Origin of the sequence: Kitasatospora sp. NPDC002965 (genome assembly GCF_040611255.1) — a bacterium.
Lineage (GTDB): Bacteria > Actinomycetota > Actinomycetes > Streptomycetales > Streptomycetaceae > Kitasatospora.
This window is the reverse complement of record NZ_JBEXNT010000006.1, coordinates 21174-42903: the sequence shown is the minus strand read 5'-3', so window position 1 is coordinate 42903 and position 21730 is coordinate 21174. Positions and strand designations below refer to the sequence as shown.

Annotated in this window: 17 protein-coding genes; 7 read left to right on the top strand and 10 right to left on the bottom strand. The window is 75.6% G+C overall.

All coding sequences use genetic code 11. The features are described 5' to 3' along the window. The first annotated feature begins 3 nt into the window (after positions 1 to 3). From ABZY91_RS04425 to ABZY91_RS04415, 3 genes are all read left to right on the top strand, one after another. Positions 4 to 735 carry a response regulator gene (locus ABZY91_RS04425; protein WP_355399784.1) on the top strand — a complete coding sequence of 244 codons (732 nt, stop codon included), beginning with the start codon at positions 4 to 6 and terminating at the stop codon, positions 733 to 735. 389 nt (positions 736 to 1124) lie between these two features. Then, positions 1125 to 2480: a diaminobutyrate--2-oxoglutarate transaminase family protein gene (locus tag ABZY91_RS04420; protein ID WP_355399782.1), complete on the top strand. Its 1356-nt coding sequence runs from the start codon at positions 1125 to 1127 to the stop codon at positions 2478 to 2480. A gap of 71 nt (positions 2481 to 2551) precedes the next feature. After that, positions 2552 to 4000, top strand: a complete 1449-nt coding sequence (locus tag ABZY91_RS04415; protein WP_355399780.1) for an aminotransferase class I/II-fold pyridoxal phosphate-dependent enzyme — start codon at positions 2552 to 2554, stop codon at positions 3998 to 4000. A 44-nt stretch (positions 4001 to 4044) separates the two neighbouring features. Here ABZY91_RS04415 and ABZY91_RS04410 read toward each other — a convergent pair whose 3' ends face one another. The 5 genes from ABZY91_RS04410 to ABZY91_RS04390 all read right to left on the bottom strand — a co-directional run bounded on the left by ABZY91_RS04410 (position 4045) and on the right by ABZY91_RS04390 (position 11386). Continuing rightward, positions 4045 to 4842: an inositol monophosphatase family protein gene (locus ABZY91_RS04410; RefSeq protein WP_355399778.1), complete on the bottom strand. Its 798-nt coding sequence runs from the start codon at positions 4840 to 4842 to the stop codon at positions 4045 to 4047. Positions 4843 to 5036: 194 nt separating this feature from the next. Continuing rightward, a complete protein-coding gene (locus ABZY91_RS04405) occupies positions 5037 to 6254 on the bottom strand; it encodes a type III PLP-dependent enzyme (protein WP_355399646.1) in 1218 nt (405 codons plus the stop codon). Next, the gene (locus tag ABZY91_RS04400) at positions 6251 to 7972 is read right to left on the bottom strand and encodes an IucA/IucC family protein (RefSeq protein ID WP_355399644.1); all 1722 of its coding nucleotides are present in this window, start codon (positions 7970 to 7972) and stop codon (positions 6251 to 6253) included. The genes ABZY91_RS04405 and ABZY91_RS04400 overlap by 4 nt, the downstream gene beginning before the upstream one ends. A 154-nt stretch (positions 7973 to 8126) precedes the next feature. Continuing rightward, positions 8127 to 9998 (bottom strand): IucA/IucC family protein, encoded by a 1872-nt coding sequence (locus ABZY91_RS04395; RefSeq protein WP_355399776.1) that lies wholly within the window; start codon positions 9996 to 9998, stop codon positions 8127 to 8129. A gap of 128 nt (positions 9999 to 10126) precedes the next feature. After that, a complete protein-coding gene (locus tag ABZY91_RS04390) occupies positions 10127 to 11386 on the bottom strand; it encodes an ATP-grasp domain-containing protein (protein ID WP_355399774.1) in 1260 nt (419 codons plus the stop codon). Positions 11387 to 12398: 1012 nt separating this feature from the next. Between ABZY91_RS04390 and ABZY91_RS04385 the strand changes: the two genes are divergently transcribed. From ABZY91_RS04385 to ABZY91_RS04375, 3 genes are all read left to right on the top strand, one after another. Beyond that, entirely contained in the window at positions 12399 to 13379 is a 981-nt protein-coding gene (locus tag ABZY91_RS04385) for a (2Fe-2S)-binding protein (protein WP_355399642.1), read from the top strand. Between the two features lie 34 nt (positions 13380 to 13413). Next, on the top strand, positions 13414 to 13815 hold the full coding sequence (locus tag ABZY91_RS04380; protein WP_355399640.1) for a VOC family protein: 402 nt from the start codon (positions 13414 to 13416) through the stop codon (positions 13813 to 13815). 175 nt (positions 13816 to 13990) lie between these two features. After that, positions 13991 to 14761 carry a dienelactone hydrolase family protein gene (locus ABZY91_RS04375; RefSeq protein WP_355399638.1) on the top strand — a complete coding sequence of 257 codons (771 nt, stop codon included), beginning with the start codon at positions 13991 to 13993 and terminating at the stop codon, positions 14759 to 14761. A gap of 16 nt (positions 14762 to 14777) precedes the next feature. On the opposite strand, the gene ABZY91_RS04370 is transcribed toward ABZY91_RS04375, so the two are convergent. Then, the gene (locus tag ABZY91_RS04370; RefSeq protein WP_355399636.1) at positions 14778 to 15485 is read right to left on the bottom strand and encodes a VOC family protein; all 708 of its coding nucleotides are present in this window, start codon (positions 15483 to 15485) and stop codon (positions 14778 to 14780) included. Positions 15486 to 15555: 70 nt separating this feature from the next. Further along, positions 15556 to 16101, bottom strand: coding sequence for a GNAT family N-acetyltransferase (locus tag ABZY91_RS04365; protein ID WP_355399634.1), 546 nt, complete (start codon positions 16099 to 16101; stop codon positions 15556 to 15558). Between the two features lie 831 nt (positions 16102 to 16932). Here ABZY91_RS04365 and ABZY91_RS04360 point away from each other — a divergent pair. After that, positions 16933 to 18849, top strand: coding sequence for an SMI1/KNR4 family protein (locus ABZY91_RS04360; RefSeq protein ID WP_355399632.1), 1917 nt, complete (start codon positions 16933 to 16935; stop codon positions 18847 to 18849). Here ABZY91_RS04360 and ABZY91_RS04355 read toward each other — a convergent pair. The 3 genes from ABZY91_RS04355 to ABZY91_RS04345 form a co-directional block, all read right to left on the bottom strand. Continuing rightward, positions 18801 to 19397, bottom strand: coding sequence for a GNAT family protein (locus ABZY91_RS04355; protein WP_355399630.1), 597 nt, complete (start codon positions 19395 to 19397; stop codon positions 18801 to 18803). The two genes, ABZY91_RS04360 and ABZY91_RS04355, sit on opposite strands and share 49 nt — an antisense overlap. Before the next feature lie 124 nt (positions 19398 to 19521). After that, positions 19522 to 20547: an iron-siderophore ABC transporter substrate-binding protein gene (locus ABZY91_RS04350; protein WP_355399628.1), complete on the bottom strand. Its 1026-nt coding sequence runs from the start codon at positions 20545 to 20547 to the stop codon at positions 19522 to 19524. A gap of 192 nt (positions 20548 to 20739) precedes the next feature. Further along, complete coding sequence (locus ABZY91_RS04345; protein WP_329880567.1) at positions 20740 to 21516, bottom strand: MerR family transcriptional regulator; 777 nt, start codon at positions 21514 to 21516, stop codon at positions 20740 to 20742. Between the last annotated feature and the right edge of the window lie 214 nt (positions 21517 to 21730).

Here is a 21730-nt window from a genome sequence, read left to right as displayed (position 1 = left end):
GAGATCACGGTCCTGGTGGTCGAGGACGATCCGGTGGCCGCCGCCGCCCACGCCCTGTACGTCGGGCGCGAACCCGGGTTCCGGGCGGTCGGCACCGTCCACGGCTGCGCCGACGCGCTGCGCTTCCTGGAGCGCGCCCGCGCCGCGGGGAGGCCCGTGGACCTGACCCTGCTCGACCTCTACCTGCCGGACGGGCACGGGCTCCAGCTCTGCGGCACCCTGCGCGCGGCCGGGCACACCACCGACGTCATCGCCGTCACCTCGGCCCGCGACCTCGCGATGGTCCGCCAGGCGGTCTCCGCCGGGGTCGTCCAGTACCTGCTGAAGCCGTTCGGCGCCGCCGCGCTGCACGACCGCCTGGAACGCTACGCCCGCTACCGCGACACCCTCGCCCGGGCCGGCGAGGCCACCGGTCAGGACGAGGTCGACCAGGCCCTCGCGCTGCTCCGCACCCCCGAACGCACCGCGCTGCCCAAGGGGTTGAGCGCCCCGACGCTGGACACCGTCGCCGCCGTCCTGCGCGAGGCCCGCACCGGTCTGTCCGCCGCCGCCGCCGGTGTCGCGGCCGGGGTCTCCCGCATCACCGCCCGCCGTTACCTGGAGCACCTCGTCGACTCCGGGCTCGCCGCCCGCGAACCCCGGTACGGCACCGTCGGCCGCCCGGAGCTCTGCTACCGCTGGACCGGCGGGGGCGGGGGCGGAGGCGGGGAGGGGATCGGGCCGGGATCGGCATGACCCGCTCGTCGCGGAGCGGCCGGACCGTGCCGTCGCGGTCGGGGCGACTGCCGCGTCGATCGCGCACTCGCGACCGTGCGGCCCGGGGGGCTGCCGGCCGGGGGCGGACCTCGCCCGTCGGGCCCGCACTTCGTCGGGGGGTCCCCGTAACCTCTTGGCGGCCTTGGTCGTTGAGGTCTCGGGCGGTCACCGGCCGAGGGGGGTCCGTCACCGGTTCGGGTGGTTCTGACGGCCCCAGGGTGAGGTCGGATCGGCCTCCGTTCTAAAGTTAGGCTTACCTAACTTCCTGGGAGTTCGCCTTGACGCTCGCCGCCGAGCCCGCCACCGGTCCGACCGTCCCCACCGTCCCCGTACCCACCGCTCCTGCCGCACCGGCCGCCACGGCCGTCCTGCGCCGTCAGCGCGTCCGCGAGTCCGCCGCCCGCACCTACGCCCGGTCGTTCCCGATCGTCCCGGTGCGCGCCAACGGCATGACCGTCGAAGGTGCGGACGGCCGCCGCTACCTGGACTGCCTCTCCGGCGCCGGCACCCTCGCGCTCGGCCACAACCACCCCGTGGTGCTGGAGGCGATCCGCCGCACCCTGGACAGCGGCGCGCCCCTGCACCTGCTCGACCTCGCCACCGCGGAGAAGGACGACTTCACCACCGCCCTCTTCGAGAGCCTCCCGCCCGGGTTCGCCGACGGCGCCCGGGTGCACTTCTGCGGGCCGGCCGGAACCGACGCCGTCGAGGCCGCGCTCAAACTGATGCAGACGGCCACCGGCCGCTCCGGCGCCCTCGCCTTCACCGGCGCCTACCACGGCATGACCGCCGGCGCGCTCGCGCTCACCGGCAACGTCGCCGTCAAGGAGCCGCTGCCCAGCGGTGGTGAGGTCGCGCGCCTGCCCTACCCGTACGGCTACCGCTGCCCGTTCGGGGTCGGCGGCGAGGCCGGCGCCGAGCTGTCGGCCACCTACGTCGAGCGACTGCTCGACGACCCCTCCGGCGGGGTCGTCCGGCCCGCCGCCATGGTCCTGGAGGCCGTGCAGGGCGAGGGCGGTGTCGTCCCCGCCCCCGACGGCTGGTTGCGGGCGATGCGCAGGATCACCGCCGAACGCGGCATCCCGCTGATCGTCGACGAGGTCCAGACCGGCGTCGGCCGTACCGGGGCGATGTGGGCTGTCGAGCACAGCGGGATCGTCCCCGACGCGATGGTGCTCTCCAAGGCGATCGGCGGCAGCCTGCCGCTGGCCGTCGTCGTCTACCGCGAGGAGTACGACGGCTGGCGCCCCGGTGCGCACACCGGGACCTTCCGCGGCAACACCCTGGCCATGGCCGCCGGCGCGGCCACCCTGCGGTTCGTCTCCGCCCACGGCCTGGCGGAGCGGGCCGCGGTGGTCGGCGCGCGGATGGTCGAAAGGCTGCGCGCGCTCGCCGGGGAGCTGCCGGTGATCGGCGACGTCCGCGGACGCGGGCTGATGATCGGCGTCGAGCTGGTCGACCCCACCGCCGAACCGGACGCCTGCGGGGCCCGCCCGGCCGCGCCCGAGCTGGCGGTCCGGGTCCGCGAGGCGTGCCTGGCGCGCGGGCTGATCGTCGAACTCGGCGGGCGGCACGACGCCGTGCTGCGCCTGTTGCCGCCGCTCACCATCACCGACGAGCAGGTGGCGGCCGTGCTGGACCGGCTCGCGGACGCCGTCGCGGCGGCTTCCGCCGCTTCGGCGGCAGGCACCGGTGCGGGACCGCGCGTGGCGGGGTCCGCGTGAACGCGGCCGGAGCGGAGGGCGGGCCCGGGGCCGGCGGCGGACCCGTCGCCCCGGGCCCGGCGGCCGACGCCCTGTCCGGCGGCGTCGGCGGCCCGGCCGCGCTCGGCCCGCTGCTGGCCGCCGTCCTGGACGCGCTGGAGACCGGAGCCACCCGGCGGGGCGGGCCGCTGCCCGCCGGCCGCCCCGCCGACACCGCCGCCAGGGTCACCGCCGCGATGGCCGCGGCGCCCGGTCCCGACGCGCTCGCCCGGCTCACCGACCTGCTCGCCCACGGCGCCGCCGACCCCGCGGACCCGTACTGCGCCGCGCACCTGCACTGCCCGCCGCTCGCCGTGGCCGTCGCCGCCGACCTCGCCGTCAGCGCGCTCAACCCCTCCCAGGACTCGTGGGACCAGGCCCCCGCCGCGACCGCGCTGGAGACCGCGCTGCTCGCCGAACTCGCCGCCCTCGTCGGCTACGACCCGGCGCACGCCTCCGGCGTCCTCACCTCCGGCGGCACCGAGTCCAACCTGATGGGCCTGATGCTCGCCCGCGACCAGGGACTCGACGGCATCGTCGAACTGGACGGCCTGCCGCCCGGCGCCACTCCCCGGATCTTCGCCTCCCGGGCCGCGCACTTCTCCGTCCAGCGTGCCGCCGCCCTGCTCGGGCTCGGCGAACGGGCCGTGGTCCCCGTCGCGGTCGACCGCGACCTGCGGATGGACCCGGCCGCGCTGGCGGACGCCCTGGCCGGGGCGAGCTGGGCCGGGCACACCCCGATCGCCGTCGTCGCCACCGCGGGCACCACCGACACCGGCGCCGTCGACCCGCTGCCCGCGCTCGCCGACCTGGCAACCCGCTACGGGGCCTGGCTGCACGTCGACGCCGCGTACGGCGGCGGCGCCCTGCTCTCCGACCGGCTCGCCCCGCTCCTCGACGGCATCGCCCGCGCGGACTCCGTCTCGCTGGACTGGCACAAGCTCGGCTGGCAGCCCGCCGCCGCCGGTGTCTTCCTGGTCCGCCGCGCCGAGTCGTACGTCTCGCTCGCCCGCCGGGCCGAGTACCTCAACCCGGCCGACGACGAACGGGCCGGCTACCCGAGCCTGCTGGGTCAGTCGCTGCGCACCACCCGGCGCGCCGACGCCTTCAAGATCGCCGTCACCCTGCACACCCTCGGCCGGGCCGGCCTCGGTCGCCTGGTCGACGCCTGTCACGACCTCGCGCGGGCCGCCGCGGACACCGTCCGGGCCGAACCCGAGCTGGAGCTGCACGCCGAACCGGTCCTCACGGCCCTGCTGTTCCGCTACCGCCCGCCGGGCGCCGACGGCGAACCGGCGGCGGTCGACGAGGCCAACGCCGAGCTGCGCCGGGTGCTGCTGCGGGAGGGCCGGGCCGTCGTCGGGCGGACCGAGCTGCCCGGCGAGGGGCCCGGCCGGGTCCGGCTGAAGTTGACGCTGCTCAACCCGCACACCACCCCGGAGGAGGTGGCCGGTCTGCTGCGTGAGGTCGTCTCGGCGGGCCGGGAGGTGTGGCGCGGCTGACCGCGGAGGCCCGGGGCGGGCTCCGCGGTGCCCGCCCCCCGGTCCTACCGGGTGAGGAGGATGTCCCGGGTGCGCTCCCAGGTGGCGGGGTCGGCCGCGACGAGGAGGCCGTCCTCGCAGCCCGGGGCCTCGGGACGGTAGGGGGAGCCGTCGAGGCGGGCGGAGACCCCGCCGGCCTCGCTGACCAGCAGGGACCCGGGCGCGTGGTCCCAGGGCAGGGTCCGCCAGTAGAGGATGAAGTCCAGCGCGCCGTCGGCGATGTCGGGGTACTCGATGCCGGCGGCGTGGCGCCCGGCGGTGATCTCGCCGAAGGCGATGGTGTTGGCCTCGACCGTGCGGCGGCGGTCCGGGTCCAGGAAGCGGCTCTTCACCGAACCGCGCCACTTGGCGGGGTCGGCGGCGGCCGGGGCACGGGTGAGGCGGTGGCCGTCGCGCCAGGCGCCCGCGCCGAGTTCGGCGGTGTAGGAGGTGGCGGTGGCGGGCTGCCAGATCCAGGCGGCGACGGTCCGGCCGTCGCGGACCAGGGAGACCATCACGGCGTACTCGGGGCGGCCGGCGATGAAGTTCGAGGTGCCGTCGACCGGGTCGACGAGCCAGGCCGCTGGCTCGGAGTGCAGGGCGAGGGCGAGGGCGGGGTCGGCGGCGACGGCCTCCTCGCCGACCACGGGGAGGGGCAGCAGTTCGCGCAACCGCCGGGCGATGATCACCTCCGCCTCGCGGTCGGCGACGGTCACCACCTCGCCGGGGGCCTTCTCCATCACTTCTCCGGCGGCCAGCGCCCGGAACCGGGGCTCCACCACCTCGGCCGACGCCTCGACGAGGATCTCCGCCACCTTGTCCATCAGCACGTACCCGCTCCCTTCACCGGCTACCACTTTCGCACGTCAGTACGGTGACGGCCTGCGCCGTCCCCCCGTGGGAGGGCGCGGACGACTTCCGGGTGACGGATTCCGCAGTCTGTCACCTGGAAGTCGCCGGCCCGAGCGGTCGCCCGTCACCCGGCGGCCGTCACCCACCGCCCGGCTGCCGGTGCGCGTCACCCCAGATGGTGGAACCCGGGGCGCGGGTGCATCAGGAACTCGTGGTGGGAGATGTTCCAGGCGTACGCCCCGGCCATGTCGAACAGCACCCGGTCGCCCGTCCGGAGCCGGGCCGCGGCCGGGGCGGCGTGCGCGAGGACGTCCTTCGGGGTGCAGAGCTGACCGGCCAGCGTGGCGCGCCCGCCCGTGACGGCGGGGCGTGGCCAGGCGTGCGGCCAGGCGTCGACCGGCAGGACGGTGAACGGCTGGTCGTGACCCCGGGTGGCGGGGGTGCGCAGGTGATGGGTGCCGCCCCGGACGAGTGCGAAGTCCTCGCCGTGGCTCCGCTTCACGTCCAGCACCTCGGTCGCGTACCAGCCGCAGTACGCGGTGAGCGCCCGGCCGGGCTCGATCCGCAGCGTCAACCCGGGGTGCCGGTCGAGCAGCTTGCCGAGGCCCTCGCCGAACGCCGTCCAGTCGAAGCGGGCGGCCGGGTCGGCGTAGTCGACGGTCATGCCGCCGCCCACGTTGACCTCGTCCAGGGGGAACGCGTGCCGCTCCGCGAGCCGTGCCGACCAGCCGACGATCCGCCCGGCCAGGGCCAGCTGTTCGGCGGCCGCGAGCCCGCTCGCCAGATGGGCGTGCACGCCGCGCAGCCGCAGGCGGCGGCGGACCGGACCGAGCGGGCCGAGCGGGTCGGTGAGGAGGCGGACACAGGCTTCGGCGCGGTCCGGGTCCAGCCCGAACGGTGTCGGGCGGCCGCCCATCGCCAGCGCCGCCGAGCCCAGCGAGCCCGCGCCGACCGGCAGGTTCACCCGCAGCAGCACGTCCACCGAGGCGTCCGGCCGGTCGCCTAGCACGACGGCGAGCCGCCGCAGCTCCTGCTCGCTCTCGACGTGCCAGCGGTGCACGCCCGCGTCGACGGCAGCGGCGATCTCGTCGGGCGTCTTGCCAGGCCCGCCGAACGCCAGCGGGGCGTCCGGCACCGAGGCCCGGACATGCGCCAACTCGCCTGCGCTGGAGACCTCGTAGCCGTCCACCGTGGCCCGCAGCGCGGCCAGCACCGGAGCGTCCGGATTGGCCTTGGCCGCGTAGTACAGCTCGACCCGTTCGGGCAGTGCGGCCCGGACTCCGGCGGCGTGCGACCGCAGCTCCGCCAGGTCGTAGACGTAGCAGGGAAGTCGGTCGGCGGCCAGATCGGCGACGTGGCGGCGGACGCGCTCGGTGGCGGTCATCGGGTCCTTCCGGCGGGGACGGGCGAGGCCTGGGCGGGGTTCGGGACGCGGGCCGCCTCCGCGAGGACGGAGCGGGCCAGCGGCGAGGGCAGCCGGACGTACCCGGCCTCGCGGTCGCGCCTGCGTTCCCAGCGGGTCAGCAGGTTGGCCTTGGCGGGCAGCGGCACGCCGGCCAGCAGCGCGCGCAGCCGGGGCGGCCGCCCGTGGACGGCGGCGTACTCCTCCAGGACGCGGCGGACGGCGTCCCAGAGCGCTCCCTCCGCCTCCGGGTGCAGATCGGCGAGCGCGGCGAGCAGCTCGGCGACGTGGTTGACCAGCAGGCAGTAGACCACCCGGTCCCAGCCCCGCGAGGCGTCGTACGCCATCGGGCCGGCCACCTCGGGCGGCAGGGCGGCGAGCGGCGCCGCGTGGTGGTCGGGCACGAGCTTGGTGCCCTCCAGGTCGCGGAAGAGCACCTGGACGGGCCGCCCGGCCGGGTCCACGCCGATCAGGACGTTCTGCAGGTGAGGTTCCAGGACCACGCCGTGGTCGAAGTAGGCGGCGAGCACCGGGGGGACGAGCAGCCGCAGGTAGGCCGTCCACCAGTCCAGCGCCCGGCCGGCGTCCGCGGAGCCCCCGAGCAGCCGGGAGACGTGCGCCGAACTGGTGGGGTACTCGTCGGCCACGGCGGCGGCCAGCAGCGGGGTGACGCCGGGGCGCAGCAGTCCGCCGAACCCGTCGCGGACGATCAGGCCGAACCCCTCGTACAGCGACGGGTCGGGCCGGCCGTCGGCGCCGGGCAGGGCGAGCGTGCGGAACGCGGGTTCGCGGAGGATCACCGCGTCCGGGAAGCGGGCGGCGAGGTCGGCCAGGGCCGGGGCCAGCAGCCGGGTCAGGGCGACGGCTCCGGCCAGCTCGTAGGCGGCGTTCTTGCGCAGGCAGTTGGTGATCCGGACGTTGAGGCTGAACTTGAGGAACGCGTCCGCACCGTAGAGGGTGCGGACCGAGGCGGTGGCGGCGAACGGTGCGCCGCCGGGGCCGAGGTCGAGGACGTCGCCGCGCCGCAGTGCGCCCGACAGCAGCGGGTGGTCGCCGACGAGTCGGTGCTGCCAGGGGTGGGCGGGGAGCAGCCGGTAGCCCTCCGGGGCGTCGCCGAGCCCGTCCAGCAGGGCGGTGGCGGCCGGGTCGGTGGACGACCCGGCGAGCAGTTCCTCCCGGACGGCGAGGTGGCGCAGCCGGAACACCGCCCGGGCCTCCGGCGCGTAGGCCCGCCAGTCACCGCTCTCCGCGGAGCGGGACTTGGGGGCCGGGTGGAAGCGGTGCCCGAAGAGCAGGGCCTGCTCGGACTCCAGGTAGCGGTCCGGTCCGGGGGCGGGTCGGTCGGACAGGCCGGCGGTGACCGCCCGGTGGCTGGAGGTCAGCTGGTCGAGGAACTCGTCGTTGACCGTGCCGGTCCGCAGCTCCAGCTCGCCCTGGACGCACCCGGCGAGGTCGAGCCAGTCCAACGCGCGCCAGCCGTCGGCGTGTTCCTCCTCGACCGGACCGGTGAACCGGTGTGCTCCGAGCAGGGAGGTGCGGCGCAGAGCCACGCGCAGTAACGTGCCGCGCCGGGGCAGGCGGACCAGCAGACGGCCGCCGGCGACGGCGGTCTGGTGTTCCGGCGCGGAGACCTCGCGCAGCAGGCAGTTGAGCAGGGTGTGGGCCACCGCGTGGTCGGCGGTGGGCATTTCGTCGGTCATGGGCGACTCCAACGCTGGCGGAAGGGGAGGGCTGGTGCGGCGGCGGCCACGGCGTCACCCCGGGCAGCGGGATCGAGGGCGGCGGCCGTCCGCCCGGGTGTCCGGCCCCTCCGACCGGCCTGCGTCGCGGCCGGGGCGCCGGGGCGGCGGGCCGTCATCTGCCGCTGTCCCGTGGGGGCGGGAAGCTCTGCGGAAGAAGGTAGTTGGGGCCGGTGGTGTAGTGCTTGTTGATGTCGGCGGCGCCCGACCGCTGCTTGCTGAGCAGGGTGCCCGCGGTGACCATCGCCTTGACCGGAAGCCGCTCGGCGTCCAGCAGGGCGGCGCGCAGCGGTCGGCCCGCGGGGCCGATCCGGTCGATGGCGTCGGTCAGCCGTCGGCGCAACAGGGCCAGCAGTGAGCCGAGTTCGGCGCGACCGTGGGCGGCGAGCCCGAAGGCGAGGGAGCCCGTGCAGAGGTGGGCGGTGATGGTGGTGAAGAGGTCGGTGAGCGGCCCGTCGTCGGTGGCCCGGATCCTCGCGTCGTCGAACTCCGCGGCTGCGGATCCGGGTTCGCCGGCGGCGGCGAACCGGGCGGTGAGCCGGCCGGTGTGGACCCGCGGGCCGTCGTCGTCCTTGAAGAGCAGGCGCAGACCGCCGTCCTCGTCGAGGACGAGGGAGATGTTCTGCTGGTGGGATTCGAGGGCGATGCCGTACCCGAAGAGGGTGGTCTGCCAGTCGAGCAGCAGCTCCAGCAGCGCGTCGTAGAGGGCGACGGGGTCGCCGCCGAAGAAGCGGTCCGCGAGGTGGTCGACGACGAGGCGTCCGCCGCGCGGACCGGACGGGGCGCCGGAGGGGTTGCCGGACGGTTTGCCGGCCGGGGCGCCCGGAGCGGGCGCGAGCAGGGCGGCGAGCGGGACGGTCACCGACCGGTCCAGCCCGGCCGGGTAGCGGCGGAGCAGCACGGCGAGCAGTTCGTGGCCGGCGTGCGCCCAGGTCTGTTCGTCCGTGTGCAGGATCCGGTCGGCGAACCGGGGTTCGGCCGCCAGCACGGCCTCGAACAGCCGCTGGCCGGCGGCGCCGTCGAGCAGCGTGCCGGGCTTGATGGTCCGGCGGTTGAGCCGGCCGAGCGTGGCGGTGGCGAGCGGGAGCTTGAGGTGGTGGGCGGGGTCGTCGGCGACGGCGACGGTCCGCATCGAGAGCGTGGGCACGACGGTCAGGTACGGCCGGTCCGCGAGGACGGCACGGTCCGCCAGACCGGTGGCGCGCAGGGCCTCGTCCAGGGAGGCGCCGACGGTGAGCGGGTGGACCGGGAGGGTCTCCCAGGCCCGGTCGCCGCCGGGCAGGTCGAGCCCGAGCCAGCTCGGGGTGGGCCACCAGCTGGGCAGGGGTCGGTCGCCGTGCCGGACGAGCGTGCCGGCCGGCAGGGCGAGCCAGCGCAGCTCGAAGGCCGCGTGGAACTCCGGTGCGTGGGCGCGCAGCTGGGCGTCGCCGAGGCCGGCGCGACCGCGTGCGGTCGGGTAGACGGGGTGGTCGAGGTAGGCGGCGAGGGTGTCGTGGCCGAGCGCGGCGGCGGGCCCGGTCCAGTGGGCCGGGTCGGCGCCGTACAGGTCGGTGAGGGCGGTGTGGACGTCGTCCCGGACCCGTTCGTGCAGCTCCATCGTGGCGAGGGTCTGCCGGCACTCCTCGGCGAAGGCGGCCCAGCCGGGCCGGTCCTCGGCGCCGGCGAGGTCGGAGAGCGCGGCCAGGATGTCCGCCAGCCCGTCGATCGGGCGGCCGTCGAGGGAGAGCAGGGGCAGCCTGGCCGCGTACTCGCTCTGGAAGCCCTCGGCGGTGACCGGCACGGCCAGGACGGCCGGAGGCACCTGTGGGGCTTGTGGGGCTTGTGGGTCTTGTGGGGCCTGTTGGGCTTGAGGCTCGGCGGGCCGGGAGGCCACCAGCCACGGGCCGTCCGCGCGGTGCTCCACCTCGCCGTGGGTGCGGAGCCCGAGCACGTCCTCGCGCAGCAGCGCGGAGAGCACCCGGAGGGCGAGCCGGTCGGCGACCGGCAGGTCGGCGTCCGCGGGACGGACAGGCCCGGGGCGGTCGGCCGCACAGTGCCCGGTCGAACGGTGCCCGGGCCCGCCGTGGGCGTGCGGGTGGCGTCCGGCTGCGGCGGCCTCGTGCGGGGGGAGCTCGCTCACGGGGTGATCTCCCAGCGGTTGGCGGCCACGAAGCGGGCCACGGCGGTGTCGACGGCGGCCCGGTCGGGGCCGATCGCCCAGATCACGCCCAGGTAGTCCCGGTTGGTGCGGTAGTGCTCGTGCCGCTCGCCGACCGCGCGCAGCGGTCGGTAGGCGAGCCGGACGCCGTCCCGCCGCTCGTCGGACGGTCCGGGCGCGGCGGTGAGGGTGCCGGCGCGGTCGGCGCAGACCGGTTCGTTGCGGCCGCGCAGGGCGGTGGCGGCGCACTGCTCACCGAGGTCGGCGGGGAGTTCACGGCCGAGGTGGACGGCGAGGATGTGTTCGAACAGGGGGATACCGAGGAGCTCGGCCAGCATGAGATCGCAGTGGTCCCCGATGGCACGGTAGTTGACCTCGATGATACGGGCGCGGCCGTCCGGCTGGACGACGAACTCGGTGTGGCAGGCGCCGAGGCCGACACCGAGGGCGTCGAGCTGGGCGAGTACCTGGGCGACCACGGCCGGCGGGTGCGCGGGCACGAACTCCAGCATCTCCTCGACGAAGTGCGGGGGAGGGGAGATCCTCGTCCGGAACCCGCCGAGGACGTGCCGTCGCCGTCCGTCGCCGAGCGTCTCCAGCGTGCACAGCTGCCCGTCCAGGAACTCTTCGACGACCAGGGCCGCGTCCGTCCGGCGGCGCCGGACCTCCTCGCAGCGCCGCACCAGCTCGTCGCCGTCGGCGACCAGTGAGACGTCCTCGCTGGCGACCCCCTCGCGCGGCTTGACGACCACGGGGAAGGGCAGATCCAACTCACCCAGGCCGGACGGGTCCTGGCCGGGGGCGAGTTCGACCGAACGAACGGTGTCCAGTCCGGCGGCGGCGAGGTGGCGCCGCAGCTCGCCCTTGTTCTTGGCCCGGAGCGTGGCCTTCCAGTCCTTGGCCGGCAGCCCGAAGTACTCGGCGACCAGGGCGGTCTGGGTCTGCAGGTGGTCGCTGTTGCTGAAGACCGCGAACGCCGCGTCCGGGCCGCCGGAGGCGTCGGCCGGGTCGGACGGGTCGGACGACCGGTGCCGGGAGATCAGCCCCACCACCTCGCGGAAGTCCCGGACCTCGCACTCCAGCACCTCGGTGGCGCACTCCAGGTCTTCGTAGGCGAGCCGGTGGGGTTCGGCCCGGTCCGTGAGCACGGTGACGGGGAGCCCCAGCCGGGCGGCGGCCGGGAGGAATCCCAGGGTCACCGAGTCGGTGGGGTTGAGGGCGAGCAGGTAGAGCCGCATGGCGACGCGGGGTCCTCTCCGGTTGGTGGGGAGCGGGCGGCGGGGTGGGCGCGATGTCGTCCGGCCCCGGCCGGAGGTGCGGTACTCGGTCGAGCCGATGCCGATGTCGATGCCGATGTCCGTGGCCTCGGGGAGGTCGCCGCGCACCGCCCCGGCGACCCGGACGCCGGCGCCGGACGTCCTGGCCTCGTCCCGGCGAGGTGTCCACCATGCCGTCAGGAGTCCAGGTCCTCCGGAGCGGGGTGCCCCGGTTCGGCCGGATCCCGCCGGTCCCGGCCGGGCCGACGGTGGCGAGGGCGGCTACGGCGTCGGGCGGGTTCGCCCTGGCCTCCTGCCTCCTGCCGTATCGAGGTGTCGACGTCCGGGGTGGACCGGTCGGTCGGGGTCGGCGTCGTTCAGCACGGCACTGCGGGGCGACACCCCCCGGCGCCGGCCGGCCGGGCCGGCCGGGCCGGCCGTGAGGCGGGCCACCGACGCGGTCGGCATGCTGCCGCCGTTCTTCGCCCCGGTCGTGGAGCCGGGCTCGGCGGCGCGGGTCTCGGGTCCGGCCGGGGCCTTCGCCGCCCCGGGCTCCCCGCCGGGTTTCCGCGCGGCGGTACGGGCGCGGTACCGGTCGCCGGGTCGAGGGGCGCCCGAGGATTGCGAACCACCGTCATGATGCCGGCCCGAATGCTGTGCTGAGGTCTCGTCACGAGCGCGAGCGCCGTGGTGGGAGGAGCAGTCCGTGAGCCGGGTGCGACGCCGGGTGCGACGCCCGGCAGGAGCGTGCCGAGCCCGGCGGCCGGCGGCAGCGGAAGCCGGGCCGGCAGGGGGCGCGGCGCCGCCGGAGCCTCGCGTGCGGACGCCTGCGGATCGGTGGTGGGCACGGGGCGAGATATTAGGTTAGGTAAGCCTAATCGCGTCAAATCCTGACCAGGTCGGTCCATACCGCGCACCTCGGCCCGGGGTGGCGTGAACGTGCTGCTGAGTGCCTATAAGGTTAGCCTCACCTAAAGCGATCTCGGGAGTGCCGATGATCTTCTCGGGGACATCCGCGCCTGCCGCCATCGCCTGCGCCCGGAACCCGCTGGACGCCGACTACCAAAGGCTGTTGAACCTCTGCCCTGCGCTCCGGGTCCGGCTGCTCGCAGCCGGCGAACCCACCCCGGCCCGCGCCCAGGGCTGGTACTCGGCCGCCGAGCTGGCGACCGATCCGGCCGCCCTCGCCGACGCGCTCGACGGTGAGGCCGCCCGGATCGCCCCGCTCGCCGCCGAGCGCGGCGCCACGGCCCCGCGTCCGCACGTGGCCGCCTCCCGGCTGCTGCACCACTACCTCTGGTCGGTCTGCGTGCTGATCGCCGGGCCCTGGCAGCTGGCCCGCCGGGTGCCGTCGATCGGCGGCACGGACCTCTGGCTGCACGCTCCCACCGGAGACCTGGTCCTCCGGCCGCGCGCCCACGTGACCCTTGAGGGAGAGGACGAGCTCCGCGCGGAACTGCGGGCCGCCGTCGTCGGCCACGTCGAACCGCTGCTCGCCGCCTTCGCCGTTCCCACCCGGCGCGGCACCAGGGCCCTGTGGGGCATGGTCACCGACGACCTCGCCTCGGCGATCTGGTACCTCGGGCGCATGCTCGACGCGGAGCCCCCGACCGGGGTCGTCGCTTCGGATCCCGCCGCTTCCGGGCACTCGCTGTCCGGGCACCCCGCCTCCGAGGCGGGCTCTGCGGCCGCCCCCGCGGACCTCGTTCCTGTGGTCGTCGTTCCTGCGGTCGTCGCCCCCGTGGGCATCGGCCCGGGCGAGGCCACCGCGGTGGCGGCGGCCGGGGCCGTCCTGCCCGGCCGGACCGAACCGCTCCCCGGCGCCGCCGACTTCCGTCTCCTGCGGGGCGCCGACGGTCGGGCCCATCACACCCGCACCCGTCTCGGCTGCTGCCTCTACTACGCGATCGAGCCCGGCAACGCCTGCCTCACCTGCCCCCGCACCTCCGACGAGGAACGGCTGCGCAGACTCTGACGAGCCCTGCGGCGCGGCGGGTACGCTCCCGCACATGATCGACTCCACCACCCACGTCCGCGTCGCCCGCCCGTCCGGGGACCTCGCCGCCGCCGAGCGCTTCTACGTCGAGGGCCTCGGCCTCGCCGTCCTGTGGCGCAGCACCGAGCGGGTTGCCGGTGAGCACGACCTCCTGATGGTCGGGCCGTCCGGTGGCAGCTGGCACTTCGAGCTCACCCGTGACCCCGACCACCCGGTGGAGCCGACCCCCACCGTCGACGACCTGTTCGTCGTCTACCTCGGTGCGCCGGTGGAGCCCGCCCTCCTCGACCGCCTCCGGTCCCACGGCGGCACCGTCGTCCCCGCCCACAACCCCTACTGGGACGAGTTCGGGGTCACCGTCACCGATCCCGACGGATACCGCCTCGTCCTCTGCACCCGCGGCTGGGCGTCCTGACCCGCCTGCTCGTGACCGCGGGGCCGGAGTCCCGCTGCGTGCGCGGGCGGGCACCTGCGGCCCGACGCCGGTGTCCGGTGACGGGTCGGCGACAGGTCGGCAATTGCGTGGACGAATCGTCCCGCGTCCCCGATACTCTGCGGGCCGGACCGCCGAGAGCCGAGGAGAACCGAACGTGACGACGATCGCCGTGCGCAGCAGCTCCGTTGACGTCCCGACCGCCGACGGCGTCGCCGACGCCTACCTCTCGCACCCCGACGACGGGCAGGCCCACCCGGGCGTCCTGCTGTACATGAACGCGTTCGGGCTGCGGCCCGTCCTGGAGGCGATGGCGGACCGGCTCGCCGCCGAGGGGTACACCGTGCTGGTGCCCAACGTGTTCTACCGGCTCGGGCGCGCGCCGCTCGTCCGACTGCCCGAGCCGCCCGAGCTGATCAGCACCCGGACCGACCCGACGCTCTTCGAGCGCCTCGGCCCGATGATGGACTCGCTGACCGCGGAACTCTTCGCCCGAGACGCCGACGCCTACCTGCGGTGGCTCGCCGACTCGCCGGCGGCGACGGACGGGCCGGTCGGCATCACGGGCTACTGCCTGGGCGCGAAGCTCGCGCTGCAGACCGCCGCCGCCCGCCCCGAGCGGGTGGCGGCGGCGGCCGGCTTCCACGGGGGCCTGCTCGCCACGGCGGAGCCGGACAGCCCGCACCTGCTCGCCGGACTGGTCCGCGCCGAGCTGTACTTCGGCCACGCCGACCAGGACGAGTCACTGCCAGTGGAGCAGATCGACCTGCTGGCGAAGGCGCTCACCGATGCCGGTGTCCGCCACACCTGCGAGGTCTACGAGGGCGCGCCGCACGGTTTCACCCAGTCCGACACCGCCTCCTACCGGCCCGAGGCCGACGCCCGGCACTGGGCGGCACTGCTCGCCCTGCTGAAGCGCTCGCTCTGACCGGTTCCGCGGAACCTCAGGGAGCGAGCTGTTCGAGGCGCCTGAAGTCGTCGTCGAGCAACTCCTTCTCTTCGTCGGTGAGTTCGGCGGCAACGGCCCGGGCCCGGGCGGTGAGGCCGGCGGCGGCCGCGGTGTCCGCCGTGCGGTGGGCCAGGTCGGTGCGCAGCACGAGGAGGCGGAACAGCGTGGCGGGCGGGGGCTGTTCGTCCTCCTTCTCCAGGGCCCGGTCCAGGATCCGTGCGGCCGCGGTCAGGTCCTCCTTGGAGTCGGCGAGCAGGGCCGCGTGGTACAGCGCCCTGGCGAACGGCTCTTCGGGGGAGGGGCGGTGGCTCTGGTCGTCACCGATCGGCTGCACGATCCGCAGGCAGTTGCCGCCCGGGTCGGTCATCAGGAACTGCCGGACACCGTGCGACGTGTCGCCGACCGGGCCGATCCGCGGCAGGCCCCGGATCGGTACCCGGCCGTAGGCGGACTTGAGGCCCGCCCGGAAGGCGTCGTGCAGCTCGTCCACGTCGTCGGTGCAGACCAGGCAGGTGCTGTGGGAGGCGGCCGGGTCGTACCGCTTCATGCCGAAGAAGTGCAGCTGGAGGCCGCCGCGTACGACGACGGCATAGGGGTTGGGGCTCTTCTGTTGGAAGGTCACCTCGAAGCCGAGGGCGGTGTAGAACTCCAGCACGGGCGGGAGGGTCTGGCAGGGCAGGATCGGAATTGTCGTCTCAGCCATGGTCGCGGACTCTACGCGGCTCCCGCCTCCGGCGCACATGGCGATCCGCAGGCGCGGCACGGGGGTTGTGCTACGCGGTCCGGAGCCGTTTGGCCATCACGAGCTCCCGGGTGACGCCGTCGGGGAGCAGCCCGCCGGGCGCGCCGGTGGGGGCGAACCCGTGGCGCCGGTACAGCGCGACGGCGGCCTCGTTGCCCGGAATCACGGCGAGGCGCAGGGACGTGGACCCCGCGCGCCGGGCCCACTCCTCGACCGCCGCGATCAGGCGGTCTCCGACCCCCTGTCCCCGCGCCGCGGGTCCGACCCAGACCGACCGCAGCTCGCCGACGCGTTCGTCCGTTCCGTCTCCGCCCGTGCCCGCTCCGTGGTCTCCGCCGTCCGGCCCGGGCAGTCCGCAGGCCAGCCCGACGGGCCGGCCGTCGTCCCGCACGGCCACGACGTGCACGGCGTCCGGCCGGTCGAACCGGGCCCGCCACCGTGCCTCTCCACCGTGGTGCCAGTCGGCGGACCGCACCCGGAAGGCGTGCGGGGCGTCGGCCAGCGCTGCGAGCCGGGCGTCCCGCCAGACCGGCCAGTCGGCAGGGTCGGCGGGGGTGAGGATGTGGAGATCGGCCATGGTGGCAGTCTGACCGCCGGAGGCGGGGCGGTCCACGGTGCGGGGGTGTGTCGAGGGCCGTGGTCGGAGCCGGTCGTGGGGCCCCCGCCGGAGCGCGACGGCCTCGGCCCCGACCGGCCGGTGGCGGGGTCGTGGACGCCGGCCCGACCCGTACGAGGCGGTGACCGAAGGAAGAACTCCTGGTGCGGTGACGGTGCGGGAGCCTCCGGCCGGTCCTGCGCGGAGCGGCCGGTCGCTGCTGCTGAGGGCCGCCGATCCGCAGCGGTCGACGGCGAACCGGACCCGTTGTGCGGGGCGGTACCGGTCGGGGCCGTCGTTGTCGGCGCGCCGGTCGGCCGCCCCCGATGGGGCGTGCCCGGGCCGGTGCCGGAGCGCCGGGGCGTCGATGCGGTCGGGGCGACGGGGGAGACGGGGGAGACGGCATGGGGCGTGCACGGCGCAGCTGGGGGTTGCCGACGGCGAGGCGTTCGAGGAGTCGACGGGTGCGTCCGTCGGCTTCGGCGTGCTCTCGGGCTTCCTCCTCGCCCTCGGTGGTGCGGGGGCGGGCTGGTGCGTCCACATGGCCCGGCGGCGCAGGGTGAGTTCGAACGGGTGGATGATCGTGTCGGTCCTCGGTCCTCGGTCCTCGGCCCGCTCACCGCGGTCGTCCTCGGGATCCCGCACGTGCCGGCCGTCGCCCTGCCGGCCGAGTCGTTCTGACGGGCGGCCGCCAGGTTCCCGGGGAAGCCGTCGGCGGGGACGGGCGCGGACGGGCGGGGGTGGAGGGCTGCCGGACGGGACCGTTCCCGGCGTCCAAGGGATCTGTCGGTGCTGCGTGCAAGGATCGCGGCCATGACCGAGCAGACCTTCGACTGGCGGCTCTTCCTCACCCGTTGGAGCGAGGAGTGGGCCGACGTGCACACCGGCCTGACGAGCCGTCAGTCCGGCGGGGAGGGCGCCGGCCGCCCGCACCGGCTGGGCTTCGACCCGGCGCCGGAGGAGCGCATCGCGGCGATGGAGGAGGAGCTGGGCTGCGCGCTGCCGCCGTCGTACCGGGAGTTCCTCGCCGTCAGCGACGGGTGGCGGCACGCGGGGGGCTTCGTCTACCGCCTCGCCGGCACCGACGAGGCGCGCTGGCACCTGGACGGCCACGGGATCAGCGAGTACTGGGGGGAGGACGGGCTGGCGGGGATGTGGGAGCGTGCCCTCCAACTGGACGTCGAGTCCGACCTGGTGCTCGTCCTGCTCGATCCGGAGGACCGGGACGCCGACGGGGAGTGGGCGGCGTACTCCTTCGCCTCGTGGCGGGCGGCCCCGCCGGAGCGGTTCGGCTCGTTCCGCGCGTTCATGGAGGCGATGTACCGGGAGTTCCACCGGTCCGCGACGAGCGACCACGGTGAGGCGTTCCGCAACGCCACCACCCGTGAGCAGGACGCCCGGGTCGAGGCGGCCCGGCTGGACGCGCTGGCCGGGGCGTCCGAACGGGCGGAGGCGGCGCTGGCCGAGGCCGCCGAGTTCGGTCGGCCGCGCGCCGTCGGGCTGTACGGCCAGCTGCGCCGTCTCCGGGGACCGTCGGGCCACGGGGCGTTCGGCGCGCTGCCGCACGATTCCCGGCTCCTCGGTGAGGTGGTGGCGGTCCTCGCGGCCGACCATGTGCGGTCGGGCCGCGACGACGCGTCCTGGGGGCGCCTGACCGGGATCCTCGCCGAGGGCCTGCGGGGCGAAGCCGACGCGGTGCTCCGGCAGGTCCGGGAGCGCACCTTCCGCTACACCGCGCCCGGTCCGTTCGGCGAGGCCGTCGAGCGAGCGCGGGAACAGGCCCGCTGGGGCGGGACGGAGGCCGCCTGGCGGACGCTGCGCGCGGCACTGCCGCAGTGGACGCCGGTCGCGCCGGACCACCTCGCGCCCGTCGGGCTGCTCGCCGACCCGCTGCTCGGACCGCTGCTCACCCCGGAGCGCGGTCACGAGCTCCTGGGCATACCGAGGGGCGGCGCAGCCGTGCCCCGGCCGACGCCGGTCGCGGCAGCGGACGGGCCGGACGGGGCGGACCTGCCGGAGGAGGCCGACGGGCTCGCCTGGCTGGCGGCGGAGCCGACGTCGGGCGGGCGTCCCGAGCCCTACCGCTTCGTGCTGGTCGAGGGCGTCGCGCCGGACGCGCTGCCCGTCGTCGTCGCCGCGGACGAGGCCGCTCGGCTCGATCCGCCGACGAGTCGCCGGGATCCCGCCGTCCGTCGACCGGCGGGCGGCGGGTTCGTGGCGTTGGACGGGTCGGAGCCCGCCGTGGTCGGCCGCGCGGGTGACGCCGCCACTCCCTGGAGCTTCGCCTTCGACCTGCGACCGTCCCGGTTCGACGTGGATCGCTTCACCTCCCCGGCCGCAGCCGTCTCGGGCCGGACCGGGGGGCGCGTGGTCGCGGTCTTCGTCGCGCCGCAGGAGCGGTTCTTCCACCTGTCGGTGGCCGGGGGCGGGGAGGAGCGTTACGGGTTCACCGCCCGGGGGACGGCCGTCGACCGCACCGGGCGGGAGGCGGTCCCGGCGGCGCTCGACCCGGACGGGCACTTCGGTCCGGACCGGCACGGGCGGCAGGGCGAGTGCGAGGTCCTCGCCGCGCTCGCCGTCGAGTTCGGTGTGAGCCTGCCCCGGTTCGCCCTCACCGAGGGGCGGCTGCACACCTTCGCCAACCCGTCCTGGGCGCCCCCGCGGACGGGGTCCGGGGAGTCCTACCTCACGGTGGCGCTCCTCGAACCCCGCTCGCCGGAGGCGCCCTGACGGCGCCGTTCCTCCCACTCGGCCCGGAGCATGCCGAACAGCAGCCGGTCGTACCGCTCGCCGCCCAGCAGCACCGCACTGCGGCGGCGTCCCTCCTCGCGGAAGCCGAGGCGGGTGAACGACCGGGCCGCGCGCTCGTTGCCGCTCCAGGTGTCCAGCTCCATCCGGTGCAGCGGGTAGGCACCGAACAGGTGGTCCACCAGCAGCCCCAGCGCCTCCGAGCCGTACCCGCGTCCCCAGAACTCCTGTTCACCGATGGCGATCCCGACCTCGGCGACCCCCTCGTACGGGTCGAGGCCCCGGTAGTCGACCAGGCCGATGGCACGGCCACCGGCCGTCTCCTCGACGGTGAACATGGCGGCCTCGCGCGGGTTCAGCCGCAGGATCCGGCCGAAGCGGTCCGCCAGCGCCTCGGCGGTGGTCGGCCCGAACAGCGGGTCCCCGGCCGCCGCCCAGCGCACCACCTCCGGGTCGTTGCGCCACCGGAGCTGGTGCTCCGCGTCCTCCGCGCGCAGGGCGCGCAGCCTTACGGCCTTACCTTCGATCATGATCGGATGGTAGGCCCGTAAGGCTGCGCGGACACCGTGGTTTCCGCAGCCGTTCGTCACCCGTCGCTGCCCTGGTCCCACGCCCGGGGCGGGCCCCGGGGCCGCAGCAGGACGGAACGCCTCGTCAGGCCGTCAGGCTCCGGCGGATCTGGTCGAGGACCAGGCCCGCGCCGGTGTAGCCGATGCCGAGCATCCACAGGTTGTCGTCGACCTGGTAGACCTTCCCGTTGCGCACCGCGTCGAGGCCGCTCCAGAGCGAACCCGAGACGATCTTCCCGTGGTCGGACTTGGCCTGGTCCCCGTAGACGGAGTAGAAGATGACGTCGGCCGCCGCCTTGTCGACCTGTTCGGGGCTGATCTCGATCGAGAAGCCGGGCTTGTCCTGGCCGGCGGGGCGGCCGACGCCGATGTCCTTGAACAGGGAGCCGACGAAGGTGTCGTTGAGGTAGAGCCGGGTGGGGGCGCCGGCCAGGAAGCGTGCCATCGCGACTTTGAGCGCGGCTGCCTTCGTCGGGCCGCCGAGCGCGGTGACCAGCTCGCGCACCTTCGTCCGGTAGCTCTCCTCCACGGCGGAGGCCTCCGCCTGCCTGCCGAGTGCCTCGGCGTGCAGCCGGGCGTTCTCCTTCCACGCGGGGCCGGTGGTCGCGCTCAGCACGGTCGGTGCGATCTTGGACAGCTCGTCGTAGCGCTTGTCGTCGCGGACCTGGTTGCTGAGGATGAGGTCGGGCCGCAGGGCGACGATCGCCTCCAGGTTGGGCGCGCCGATGGTGCCGACGGTCCTGACGCCGGCCAGCCGGTCCGCGGGCAGGTAGGCGGAGAGCGGCGCGCCGGCGGCCACGGTGGTGGCGCCGACCGGGGTGAGGCCGAGGGTGACGACCGAGTCGAGGGCGTCGGTGTCCAGCACGACGACGCGGGCGGCACGGGCCGGGACGGTGCTCTCGCCGCGCGCGTGCCGGACGACCCGGGGAGCGCCGTCCGACGGGCCGGAGGCGCTCGACCCGGCCGGTCCGGGCGACGGGCCGGTTCCGCCCCCGCTGCCCCCGCCGGACCCGCCGGACCCGCCGGATCCACAGGCCGCGAGGGCGAGTCCGGAGGCGAGGGCGAACAGGGAGCGGCGGGGGAGGGGGCGAGCGGCGGCGGCATCGGGCATCGGGCGACTCCGTTCCGGCAGGCGGCGAGGCGCCCCATCCCTGCCCGGGGAAGCGGTTCGCTACGCCTCCGGAGGGTCACGTCCGGTGACGGAGGGCGCACGACGGGCGCGCTGCGGGAGGATCGAGGGCGGACGGCGCTCGGACGGCGCTCGGGCCGCGGTCGGACGCCGGCGCGCGGAACCCGCCGGCCGTCAGTCGTCCTCCTGCTTCTCCAGCCGCTGCCGCAGCAGCCCCTCGTACTCGGCGTGCACCCGCCGGTCCATCGCGAGCGCGAACTGGGCGTCGGTGACCGTCCGGGCCAGCGGGCGGATCCGGAGGATCTGTTCGGTCAGCCGGGCGGCCTCGCCCGGAGGCAGTGGCGCTTCGTCGGTGAGTGCGCCCAGGAAGTGCTCGCGGACCAGCGAGGTGAAGATCTCGGCTATCGCGGTCACGTGCTCCTGGGTCCGCCGGCTGGACTCCAGGACGACGGAGAGCGGTACGCCCTCCGCGACCAGGGCCGTCGTGGCGTCCATCAGCCGCCGGCTGACGTGGGTGATCCCGTCCTCCCGGACGGTGACGAATCCCTGGGCGACGGCCTCGGCGGTGTTCTCCTCGGTGAGCTGGTCCCCGAAGGCCGCCCCCAGTTCGTCCCAGCCGAGGTGCACCGGCGCCTCGTCCGACCAGGGGGCGACGATGGCCGCCTCCAGGCCGATCAGCTCGGCCACGTCGCGGCCGCTCTCCCCGGCGCCGATCAGTTCGGCGATGCCACCCAGGGTGTGGCCGCGCTCCAGCAGCTCGGCGATCATGCGCAGGCGGGCCAGGTGGGTCTCCCCGTACCAGGCGATCCGGCCCTCCCGGCGCGGCGGCTGGAGGAGCTTCCGCTCCCGGTAGAAGCGCAGGGTGCGGGTGGTGATGCCGGCGGCCTTGGCGAGTTCCTCCACCCGGAACTCGCGTTGTCTGTCCTCGGCGGCTGCGCTGACCTTGTCCACGGCGATCAGCATAGGACGGGCGGTCGCCGAACCGGGACGGTCGCGCTTCTTCCATCAACTGTCAGCAAGGGCTACCCTGCCAATCGTGCCAGTGATTGCTGGCATGGTTGGCTCGATCGGCGCCCGAGGTCCGCGTGGAACGACCGACGCGACCCGGCGCCCCGCCGAGCAGTGGCAGCACGTACCCTCACGGCCCCACTCCCAGGAGGACGCC